Source organism: Mesorhizobium sp. M2A.F.Ca.ET.037.01.1.1, from assembly GCF_003998075.1.
Taxonomy (GTDB): domain Bacteria; phylum Pseudomonadota; class Alphaproteobacteria; order Rhizobiales; family Rhizobiaceae; genus Mesorhizobium.
The window spans coordinates 1-11180 of the sequence record NZ_RZSA01000095.1 but is presented as its reverse complement, the minus strand read 5'-3'; the positions used below and the strand labels follow the sequence as shown (position 1 = coordinate 11180).

Below are 11180 nucleotides of genomic sequence, written 5' to 3'. Positions count from 1 at the left end.
CCTATATGGAGAAGTTCGGCCTGCGCATTCTCGAGGGCTACGGCGTGACGGAAGCAGCCCCGGTGATCGCCATCAACACGCCGATGTACAACAAGTCGGGCAGCGTCGGAAAAATCATGCCCGGCATGGAGTATCGCCTGGACCCGGTGCCCGGCGTCGACGAGGGCGGCCGGCTCTTCGTGCGCGGCCCGAACGTCATGGCCGGCTATCTGCGCGCCGAAAACCCCGGCGTGATCGAGCCGGTGAAGGACGGCTGGCACGACACCGGCGATGTCGTCACCGTCGACGACGCGGGCTTCATCTCGATCCGCGGCCGCGCCAAGCGCTTCGCCAAGATCGGCGGCGAGATGATCTCGCTGGCCGCGGTCGAGGCGCTGGCCGGCGAGCTCTGGAAAGGTTCGCCGGCGGCCGTCGCGACGGTGCCGGACGCGCGCAAGGGCGAGAAGCTCATCCTGATCACGGAAGCTTCCGGCGCGACCCGCGCGGACTTCCTCGCCTTTGCCAAGGCGCACGGCGCCATGGACCTGATGGTGCCGGCCGAGGTGCGCGTCGTGCCGAAAGTGCCGGTGCTCGGTTCCGGCAAGCTCGACTTCGCCGGCGTGACCCGGATGGTGCGCGGCGAGGAAGAGCTGAAGGTCAAGGCTGCTTGACCTCAAGGGCTGGAGCAGGCCGGCGTTCAGGCCGGCCTGCCCGTCATTCACTGACAACCGGCATCTTGGCAGACGAACGTCTACATATTTGCTGCCGTCGGGCGCACGATCACTTCGTTGACGTCGACGCCGTCGGGCTGTTCGAGGGCGAAGCGGATCGCGCGGGCGATGGCGTCCGGCGTCAGTGATTTCTGCCGCCACTCCTTCAAAGCCGCGGCCACCTGGGGATCGCTGATGTCGTCGCCCAGTTCGGTCGCGGTCACGCCGGGCGAGATGATCGTGGCGCGGATATCGTCATGCTCCTGGCGCAGGCCTTCGGTGATCGCCCATACCGCATATTTGGTGCCGCAGTAGACCGCTGCGGTGGGCAGCACGAGATGCGCGCCGACGGACGCCACGTTGACTACGTGCCCGTTCTTCTGCGCGACGAAGCGCGGCAGCACCGACGCGATCCCGTTCAGCACGCCGAAGATGTTGACGTTGATCATGCGCGCCCACTCATCGCGCTTCAGCGCGGCAAGCGGCGACAGCGGCATAACGCCGGCATTGTTGACCAGCGCATCGATCCGTCCAAATTCGGCGTGCGCGGCATCGGCGAACGCATCGAAGCTCTCGGCCTTCGCTACGTCGAGCTCGCGCCAGGCGACGCGTTCACCGATTTCCTCGGCCAGCGCCTTCAGACGCGCGCCGCGTCGGGCGCCGATAAACAGCCTGGCGCCCGCCGAGGCGAGCTCGCGAACCGTGGCTTCGCCGATGCCGCTCGAGGCGCCGGTGATCAATACAACCTTGTCTTTCAGTCCCGTCATGATCGTTTCCTTTTCGCTTGCGGTGACGGGTCGAAAAATGGTGGCGCGAAGGCGGAGAGCGGTAGCGTGATCGTCCAAAGAGTTTGCACGATCCTCCAAATAAGCCGACCAAGCCTTGCAACATTGCGCGCGATGCAGATTTATGCGGCATGAACAAAATTGCCGACCTGGCTCAGCTGATCTCGCGGTTCGCACCGGTTTCCGACATGTCCGGCACCGCTGTGCCCCGGCTGTCGCTCATTCGCGCCGACCATCCCAGCGCGCCGGTGCCGGCCGTCTATGAAGCTTCGCTTTGCATAATCGCCCAAGGGTCGAAGCGCGTCTCGCTGGCCGGCCAGAGCGTGGTCTATGATGCATCGAGCTATCTTCTTGTTTCGGTCGACCTGCCTCTGGTCGGCCATGTTCTCGAGGCCAGTCCGGCCGCGCCATATCTTTGCTGCAAGATCGACTTCGACCCCGCGGCACTTGCCGACCTGCTTGTGACCGAGCAGCGGGTTTCTTCCGAGAAGGACTTGCCCGTGCTTGCCGTCTATCCAAGCGATCCTGACCTGATCGATGCCGCATGCCGATTGGTGAAGCTGCTCGATCGCCCCGAAACCATCGATGTCCTGGCCCCGCTCGTGGAGCGCGAAATCCTCTACCGTCTGCTCACCGGTCCGCACGGCGCAACGCTTCGCCAAATGGGAACCGTCGACAGCCACCTGAACCAGGTGAGCCGCGCCATCGCCACGATACGCACCGGCTTCCACACGCAGTTGCGGATCGACGAGATTGCCGCCGCCTCAGGCATGAGCGCGTCGTCGCTTCACGCCCACTTCAAGGCGATCACACGTATGACCCCGCTCGAGTATCAAAAGCAGCTACGCCTGCAGGAAGCGCGAAGGCTGATGCTGGCCGACGGGGCCAACGCCGGCACCGCCGGTTTCGCGGTCGGCTACGACAGCCCGTCCCAGTTCAGTCGCGAATATCGGCGCCTGTTCGGCGCCCCGCCCCGTCAGGACATCGAGCGCCTTCAGGCTATACCCGGCTCGGCCGCGGCCTATTAACCCTTTTGCTGAGCGGGGCCGCAGCCTGCAAACAGGTAAGCGCGCCTCAAACCACGACCACCACCTTGCCGAACTGTTCGGGACAGGACGGCTGGCGGGCAGCAAGTAGGAACTGCTCCCCAGTCCGCGCCTCAGACTCGATCTCGGAAATGCCTTTACCTGCAGTTTCGATTCGAATGCCGTATCATGCCGACTTCAGCACCGTGAACGGGCGCTTCCGCACCTGCTGCTTTGCCTGGAAGCTTGCGGCGGGCATCGGGCGGCCGACGTGGTAGCCCTGGACCTTGTCGATGCCGAATTCGCGCATCAGGGCCATTTGCTCGTCGGTCTCCACGCCTTCGACCAGGATCTTGTGGCCGCGGTTGCGGACCAGCGCGATGATGTCCTGGAGCATGGCCATGCCCTTGGGCGTGCCGCAGTCATGCAGGAACGAGCGGTCGATCTTGACCGTGTCGAAATCGATCAGGCGCAGCCATGACAGGCCGGCGAAGCCCGTGCCGAAATCGTCGAGCCAGATCTTGATGCCCAGGAGCTTCAGGTCGCTGATGCAGCGCAGGATGTCGGAGTCCATCTCCAACTCGCGCCCCTCGGTGATCTCGAAGGCAAGCCTGCTGCCGGCCACGCCGGTTTCGCCGAGGATGCCGGCGACGGACGTCGCGAAGCCGGGCGTCTTGAGCTGGATCGGCGACACGTTGACACTGACCACGCGGACGTCGTCATGCGCAAGGACGTCGGTGCACACCGTCCTTATCGCCCAGCGGCCGAGCTCCAGGATGGCGCCGGTGCGTTCGGCCACCGGAATGAACAGGCTCGGCGGAACCAGTATGCCGTCGAGCATCTTGAGGCGCATCAGCGCCTCGACGGCCTCGACCCGGCCCGAGGCTATTTCCTGGATCGGCTGATAGACCAGGGAGACGAGATTCCTGTCGATTGCGATCTTGAGCAAGGCCGCGATGTTCTCACTCTCGTCGCTGCTCTGCGGATCGGTCGGGTCGAACAGGCGCGCGCAATTGCGGCCGCCGGCTTTCGCCAGGTACAGCGCGCGATCGGCCTCGTGGATGATCTTCTCCAACTTGGCGCCGGCCTGCGTCCTGGTGAAGGCGGCGCCGACGCTCACCGTCACGATCGAGGTGCCGTCGCGCCGCAGCTCGTGCGTCAGCGCCAGATCCTCCACCGTGCGGCAAATGGCTTCCGAGAGATCGGCGACCTGTTGCTTGTCGTTCATGCGGGCGAGCACGATGAATTCCTCGCCGCCATAGCGCCCGATCGAGCCGTTGTGTCGCGTGACCAGCTCGCCCAGCGCGTTGGCGACATGGATCAGGCAACGGTCGCCCTCCTGGTGGCCATAGCAGTCGTTGAACTTCTTGAAGAAATCCACGTCGATGAGGATCGCCGCGAAACGGTTGCCGAGCTTTTGCCAGTCGCTCCAGTATTCGCGCAGCTTCTCGTCGATCGCGCGGCGGTTCTCCAGGCCCGTCAGCGGATCCGTCCGCGATAGTCTCAGCAAGGCCTTGCCGCGCTCCGTCGCCTCCTTGTGCTGGATCTTGGCTTCGAGCGCGTTGAGGAAGACGTTGTAGCGCTCCTCGTTCAGCTTCCAGTTCACATAGGAGGTGAAAGTGAAGCACGAGACGTAGAAGGTTCCGAACACCATTTTGTACGTCAGCGAAGCAGGCACAAAATAATTCACCACGTACAGAATGCACAGGATTATGGTCGACGTGATGATCGAAACCTTGAAGCTGAATGTGAAAAAGAGGTTGGCGCTCATCATGAAGATCGTGCCGAACACCATGTAGTAGGCGACGGTTTCCCGGTCGGCTCCCCAGGATGTAGGCCACAGCCAGCCGATATAGCCAAAGATGATTGCGGCCGCGCAGGTCAAGTCGAGCCATTGCGTGGCAACGCCGCGGCGAAGCTGGCCCTCCAGCGTCAGCAGCGCGGTCAGGCCGACGGCGAAGCGCGCCGTGATCGTGTAGAGCGCCACATCCGGTATCAGCAGCAGATCCGTCGCCGAGAACAGCACATAGATGGCGACGGCCATCCAAAGCCCGGGCCTGGCTTCCCGCCGCCGCTTCGCCTGCGATTCCTCGCGATAAAGGACGCGCAGCTCGTTCGGCCCCGGGCCGGGACGCGGCTCGTAGGGCTCGACATGCGCCATATCGGCCAATCTGGACGCGACGCGTTCGTCCGCAATGACCCCCTGCTCAAAGGGTTTTTGCCTTTCGAACTCTTTTCTCGCTCCTGCCCCCACGCGGGCCCGCTCCTAGGGAAACAACGGTTTGCCGAGCAATAAAATGCCACGGCGGGAGACAAGTTTGCGTTAACTCGAACCCGAATTCCGACCCGCAAAATATCTAATGAAGCGAGATGGTTAGCGGGAAATTAATCATATCATTAAAATGCTAACGACCACCGTTGGCAAATCCGACATTCTACGCAATAAGTTAAATGACTGTTAACCACGGAGTATCCAGTGCAGACCGTTTTTGATGGCAAAAGCCTGATTACTGCCAAGACAATTGCGGCCGGTCTGCATCGAGGGAAGCCTGAGCGCCACGGCGAGGCGTTCGAAGCGGCGCGCGCGGAGCTGGCGCTCATCCTGTTGACGACGCAGCAGCAGATCGAGCTGCGGAAGGATCCCGCCGAGATCGTTCGCCGGCTGCTGTCAGTGCTCAATGCACTGCGTTCCAGGGTCCATCCCGATGTCTGGCAGGCCTTGATACCGGTGGCGCAGAACCATGCGATCCTGCAATATTTCCTCCAGGATCCGCTTACGCACTGGTCCTTCACCAAGCCCAGAGGCTATTCCGGCGACGCGCAGCTGCTCGACTACATCTACTGCGACCCGCATGTGGCCGAGGACGTGGCAAACGCCTCGGAGATCGGCAAAGCGCTCTACAGCCACACCCAGAACGTACCATCATGCGTCGCGGCCCGGGAACGGCGCGACCTGTTGACCCGCTATGTCGACGAGACCGCCGCAATGAACGCCCCGGACACCGAGGTGCTGGCGATCGCGGCCGGCCATCTGCGCGAGGCCAACCGCTCGACCGCGCTTGCCGAGGGCAGGCTGAAGCGGTGGGTCGCGCTCGACCAGGATCCGCAGAGCGTCGGTCTGATCGCGCGCGATTTCCAGGGCACCGCGATCGAGGCCGTGGACGGCTCGGTGCGAACCGTGCTCACCAGAGGACACAAGCTCGGCAAGTTCGACCTGATCTATGCTTCGGGCCTTTACGACTATCTTCAGCACAACGTCGCGGTTAAGCTGACGAAGACGTGCCTGCAGATGCTGAAGCCGAACGGCAGGTTCCTGTTCGCCAACTATGCCGAAGGCACTCCCGACGCCGGCTATCGCGAGACATTCATGGACTGGGTGCTGCTACTGCGCTCGGAAGCCGACATGTGGAACATCATCAATGCCAGCGTCGACCGCAACACCGTCGACGCGCAGGTGTTCTATGGCGAGAACCGCAACGTGCTCTACGCGGTTATCGAAAAGCGCGGCTAGCGACGGTCTCCGTAATTCGAGCGGCATGATCGATCGGGCGCGCCGCTCGATCGGGCGCCGATCCTTTCAGGCCCTCACACAGTCACGACGATCTTGCCGAACTGTTCGCCCGCCTCGAGAAAGCGGTGCGCCTCGGCGATCGCCTCGAACGGAAACGTCCTGGCGATGATCGGCCTCAGCGCGCCCGATGCGAGGCCATCGAGGATGAAGCGCTTGGCTGTTTCCAGCCGGCCGGGATCGCCGGTGATCTCGTGGACAAGGTAGCCGCGCAGGGTCAACGTCTTCGCCAGGACCTCGAACAGCGGGAACGGCGTCGGCTCAGGGCTGAGGCCGCCATATTCGATGAGAATGCCGCCGTGCGCCATCGCGGCCGCAAGAGGCGGGAAGATCGGGCCGCCGACCGGGTCGAGCACGACCCGCACGCCTTGCGGCGCGATCGCTCTCAGCCGCGCCTCGAGATCGTCCTCAGCCAACGCCACCACATGCGCGGCGCCGGCATCGAGCAAAGCCGCCTTCTTGGTCGATGTCCGAGTGACGGCGATCGGCACGGCGCCAATTCCATTGGCGATCTGGATGGCGGCGAGCCCGACGCTGCTCGAAGCGGCGGTGATGACGACGGGCTCGTCACGGCACAGATGGGCGATATCGATCAGCGCGCCATAAGCGGTGAGATATTGCATCCATGTCGCCGCGGCGGCCTCGAACGAAAGCGACGGCGGATGCTTGACGACGAACTCGGCCGGAAAGGTCACAAGCTCGCCATAGGCAGGCCAGCGCGCCATCGATCGCGGCGGGATGATGCTGACCGCATCGCCAGTCGCGAGGCCCTCCACATCGGCGCCGACCGCCTCGACAATACCCGCCGCTTCGAGGCCGAGGCCTGACGGCAGCGACGGCGTTTCGATGTAAGTGCCGTTGCGCATCGAGGCTTCGGCGCGGTTCAGGCCCAATGCCCTGACGCGGATCCGCACCTCGCCAGGACCTGGCGACGGAACCTCTGTTTCCTCGATGCGAAGCACCTCGGGACCGCCGTGACTGTGAAAGCGAACAATCCTTGCCATCCATGCAACTCCAAATCCAATCGATGGAATGGAACTATGCAAGGGCGTGGAGAGCCGATAAATCGCTGCTCAGGCAGAACAGTCGAAACGGCAGGTTTTCAATGGATCGCCTCGAAAGCATGGAAGTGTTCGTGAAAGCCATCGACCTCGGCTCGTTCACGGCCGCCGCGGCGGCTCTTGACCTTTCGGGGCCGATGGTCGGCAAGCATGTCCGCTTCCTTGAGGAGCGGCTCGGCGCACGCCTCATCAACCGCACCACGCGCCGGCAGAGCCTGACCGATTTCGGGCGCGCCTATTATGAGCGCTGCAGGATCGTGCTGGCGGAAGCGCAGGCGGCCGATGCGCTGGCGGCCGACCAATTGTCCGAGCCGCGCGGAAAACTGCGGGTGACGATGCCGGCGCATTTCGGCCGGCACTGCGTCACGCCGATCCTGCTCGCGCTCGCGCGGCGCCATCCAACGCTGGAGCTGGACCTGTCGCTCAGCGACCGCTTCGCCGATCTCGTCGAGGACGGTTTCGACCTTGCGATCCGTACCGGCGCGCTGGATGATCGGGCTGGCATCATCGGGCGCCGAGTCGCGCGCCAGCGCATGGTCGTCTGCGCTTCGCCGTCCTACATCGAGACCTTCGGCAAGCCCACCGATCTTGAGGATATCGCCGCCCATCAGGCGATCGTCTACCGGCGGCTCGGCCATGTGTTGCAGCCATGGCTCTTCCCGCGCGATGACGGTTCCGTCGCAGAGTTCGCGCCGGTCGGTCGATTGCGTCTCGACGATCTCGATGCCATCGCCGACGCGGCGAGCGAAGGCATGGGGCTGGCCTGGCTGCCATACTGGCTGGTGCGTGAGCGTGTCGAAGCAGGCAAGCTCATCCGCGTGCTGCCTGACAAGCCGGACTATCTCTACGATTGCCACGCACTCTGGCTCCAGATGCCGCATCTGCCGTTGAAGGTGCGGCTGGCCATCGACGCGCTGGCGGCGGGATTGCCGAAGCTGACGAGCTAAAGCGCGTCGCGATCCTTCGGATTCGCTCCATGCGCTTTAGGTCTTTGGTTTTTACGCATGTCTTTATCCCGAAACCGGTTCCCACTTTCGGGAGACATGCTCTAGGCCACTTTGGCGCGATCAGTATCGCCTTCGCCTGATCAAGGCATCTCTAAAGCATTTGAAAGAAAAAGGCCGGGCGCGAAAGCAGCCCGGCCAAGCATGAAGGTCATAACCTTCAGAGGGGAACATCGCCCGGCGCAATGGGAGGAAAACACCGAGCGATGCTGCCTATTTGGGGTCTCGGCGGCGTATTTTCCACGAACGAAATTCCAAAAAATACCGAGATCGCGAAAAAATCTCGCTTAATCATTGTGAAGTCGTCAGCCGGCGGCCGATGCTTTTTCCAACAGGTCCGTATAATGGCGCCGCGCTACGTCGGGATGTGACCTCAGCCGGCTTTTCAGCACATTGGTTCCGACGTTGCGAAACAGCGGGTTGTCAGGGTCGCTGGCCGGGCCGCGCGCCTCGGCCGCCAGCTCCTCCGGCAGGCCGAGCAGCGGGATAGTCGCGTCGAGCCGGGCGCTGAAGAAGAACGGCACCGAAATCCGCTCGACGCCGGCGGGCGGGGTGACGACGCGGTGCACGGTTGCCCTGAGATAGCCGTTCGAGGCGAGTTCAAGCAGTTCGCCGATGTTGACGACCAGCGTTCGCGGGATCGGGTCGACATCGACCCAGCTGCCGTCATACTCGACCTGCAACCCCTTGTTCTCGTCCTGCAGCAGAAGGGTGAGGAAGCCGCCATCCTTATGCGCGCCGACGCCCTGGTCGTCGCCGGTCGTGTCGCGGCCGGGATAACGCACGATCTTCATGCGGTGGTTCGGCTCGCCGCGATAGATGGCATCGAAGGCGCCCTCCGGCTGGTCGAGCGACAGCGCGAAGGCCTTGAGCAGCCTGATCGCCACATCGGTCGCCTTGGTCTGCCAGGCAAGCAACGCCGGCTTCAGATCGGGGAGCGCGGCCGGCCACTGGTTCGGGCCCTGCAGCCGCGTCCAGGCCGGTACGCCCGGCCCTTGCGCAATGGTCGCGCGTTCGACGCCGATGTCGAGCTGCTCGCGCCAGTCGGCCTTGCCCCTGGTCAGTTCGCCGCCGGCGCGCGTATAGCCGCGGAACTGCGGCGACTTCACCATTTCGATGGCGAGCTTGTCGGCTTCCGGCAAGGCAAAGAAGCCGCGCGCAGCGCCCAGCACCGCGTCGATCTCCGGCTGGGTGATGCCGTGGCCGCTCAGATAGAAGAACCCGACATCGCGGGCGGCGGTGCGTAGATCAAACAAGAAAGTTCGAAGTTCGGATGGACCCTGCTCCAGGCGGTCGAGATCGAGCACCGGAATTATTCTTGGCATGGTCAGGCTCCTGTTGGCGGCAACTCTTTGTTTTAGCTCCCCATCGCACGATGACATGCGTGTCATTGCCGGTGAAGAAACACACCGACCAATCTCATTGCAAACGCAGCATACCGGCGCTCAATTCCCGGCTTTTGCGGCAAATTGCGTTCGGATGCCGCACATCATCCACGATGATCCAGATGAGCGACCAGCCGGTCGCCGATCCACTGGATGCCGCAGACCAGCACGATGAGCACGATGACCACGGCGACCATGACGCTGGTTTCGAAGCGCTGATAGCCGTAGCGGATGGCGAGATCGCCGAGACCGCCGGCGCCGATGGCGCCGGCCATGGCCGAGGCGCCGACCAGCGTCACCAGTGTCACGGTAAAGCCGGCGACGATGCCCGGCAGCGCCTCCGGCACCAGCACCTCGCGGATAATCGTCCAGCGGTTGCCGCCCATGGCGCGCGCCGCCTCGATCAGCCCGTGGTCCACTTCGCGCAGCGACACTTCGGCAATACGCGCGCAATAGGGCGTCGCCGCGATCGACAGCGGCACGATCGCCGCCCAGGTGCCGATCGAGGTGCCGACGATCAGCCGCGTCACCGGGATCAGAGCCACCAGCAGGATGATGAACGGCACCGAACGGAAGCCATTGATAACGGCACCGAGGAGGCGGTTGATCCAAAGACTTTCGGCAATGCCGCCCCGATCGGTGGCGACCAGAGCGAGGCCGAGCGGCAGGCCGAAGACAAGCGAGATCAGACCGGACGCGCCGGTCATCAGCACCGTCTCCCAGATCGAACGAAGCAGGAGTTCAAACAGGACCGGCGACATGGCCAAGCACCTCCACCCGCGCGCCGCGGTTCTTCAGGAAAGCGATAACCGCCGCCAGATGGGCAGCGTCGGCTCCAGGGAGCGCCACGAACAACGTGCCGACCGGCTGCTGCTGCACATGGTCAATGCCGCCATGCACAAGCCGGAACGCGCCGTGCACGCTGGCGCCAAGCTCGGACAGCAGCGGGCGACGCGCCGCCTCGCCGGCGACGTCGATCCGGAGGATCGTTTCCGCCCCTTCGCCCGGAACCAGCCGGCTGGCAATCTCGGGCGGCAGTTGCGGCCGGATGCCGCCGAGCAGGCTGCGGGTGATCTCCGACTTCGGATCGGCGAAGACCTGCCAGACGGCGCCCTCCTCGACGATCCGGCCGGCATCGATCACCGCCACTCGATCGGCGATGGAGCGGATCACCTCCATCTCATGCGTGATCAGCAGGATGGTGAGGCCGAGCCTGGAATTGATGTCCTTGAGCAGCGCCAGGATCGAGCGCGTAGTTTCCGGATCGAGCGCCGATGTCGCCTCATCCGACAAGAGCAGCGCCGGCCGTGCGGCCAAAGCCCTGGCGATGCCGACGCGCTGCTTCTGGCCGCCCGACAGCGAAGCGGGATAGGCCTTGGCTTTCTCCGACAGGCCGACGAGTTGCAGCAGCTCGGCCGCGCGGGCCACACGCTCGGCGCGCGGGCGTCCTTCGATCTTGAGCGGCAGCGCGACATTGTCCTCGACGGTCTTGGCCGACAAGAGATTGAAATGCTGGAACACCATGCCGATGCGGCGGCGCAGCGGCTGCAACTCGCGCTCGCCGAGGCGGCTGATCTCGCGCCCCTCGATGAAGACCTCGCCGGAATCCGGCCGCTCCAGCCCGTTCAGACAGCGGATCAGCGTCGACTTGCCGGCGCCGCTG

Annotated in this window: 10 protein-coding genes; 4 read left to right on the top strand and 6 right to left on the bottom strand. The window is 63.9% G+C overall.

Annotated elements, in window-relative coordinates; translation table 11 throughout:
• Positions 1–650: AMP-binding protein (locus tag EOA27_RS07490; RefSeq protein ID WP_145970287.1), on the top strand; the 650-nt coding region annotated here is incomplete at its 5' end.
• An 80-nt stretch (positions 651–730) separates the two neighbouring features.
• On the opposite strand, the gene EOA27_RS07485 is transcribed toward EOA27_RS07490, so the two are convergent.
• Positions 731–1456, bottom strand: coding sequence for an SDR family oxidoreductase (locus tag EOA27_RS07485; RefSeq protein WP_126078702.1), 726 nt, complete (start codon positions 1454–1456; stop codon positions 731–733).
• Between the two features lie 149 nt (positions 1457–1605).
• Between EOA27_RS07485 and EOA27_RS07480 the strand changes: the two genes are divergently transcribed.
• Positions 1606–2502, top strand: coding sequence for an AraC family transcriptional regulator (locus EOA27_RS07480; RefSeq protein ID WP_126078703.1), 897 nt, complete (start codon positions 1606–1608; stop codon positions 2500–2502).
• Positions 2503–2686: 184 nt separating this feature from the next.
• Here EOA27_RS07480 and EOA27_RS07475 read toward each other — a convergent pair whose 3' ends face one another.
• Entirely contained in the window at positions 2687–4660 is a 1974-nt protein-coding gene (locus EOA27_RS07475) for an EAL domain-containing protein (protein ID WP_126078704.1), read from the bottom strand.
• 315 nt (positions 4661–4975) lie between these two features.
• Here EOA27_RS07475 and EOA27_RS07470 point away from each other — a divergent pair, with 315 nt between their 5' ends.
• On the top strand, positions 4976–6010 hold the full coding sequence (locus EOA27_RS07470) for a class I SAM-dependent methyltransferase (protein ID WP_126078705.1): 1035 nt from the start codon (positions 4976–4978) through the stop codon (positions 6008–6010).
• A 74-nt stretch (positions 6011–6084) separates the two neighbouring features.
• On the opposite strand, the gene EOA27_RS07465 is transcribed toward EOA27_RS07470, so the two are convergent.
• Positions 6085–7071, bottom strand: coding sequence for a zinc-dependent alcohol dehydrogenase family protein (locus EOA27_RS07465; RefSeq protein ID WP_126078706.1), 987 nt, complete (start codon positions 7069–7071; stop codon positions 6085–6087).
• 101 nt (positions 7072–7172) lie between these two features.
• Between EOA27_RS07465 and EOA27_RS07460 the strand changes: the two genes are divergently transcribed.
• On the top strand, positions 7173–8075 hold the full coding sequence (locus EOA27_RS07460; RefSeq protein WP_126078707.1) for a LysR family transcriptional regulator: 903 nt from the start codon (positions 7173–7175) through the stop codon (positions 8073–8075).
• A gap of 362 nt (positions 8076–8437) precedes the next feature.
• On the opposite strand, the gene EOA27_RS07455 is transcribed toward EOA27_RS07460, so the two are convergent.
• The 3 genes from EOA27_RS07455 to EOA27_RS07445 all read right to left on the bottom strand — a co-directional run.
• Entirely contained in the window at positions 8438–9457 is a 1020-nt protein-coding gene (locus tag EOA27_RS07455; RefSeq protein ID WP_126078708.1) for an isopenicillin N synthase family oxygenase, read from the bottom strand.
• A gap of 164 nt (positions 9458–9621) precedes the next feature.
• On the bottom strand, positions 9622–10278 hold the full coding sequence (locus EOA27_RS07450; RefSeq protein ID WP_126078709.1) for a methionine ABC transporter permease: 657 nt from the start codon (positions 10276–10278) through the stop codon (positions 9622–9624).
• A partial coding sequence (locus EOA27_RS07445) for a methionine ABC transporter ATP-binding protein (RefSeq protein ID WP_145970286.1) occupies positions 10259–11180 on the bottom strand: 922 nt, incomplete at its 5' end. The genes EOA27_RS07450 and EOA27_RS07445, both read right to left, overlap by 20 nt.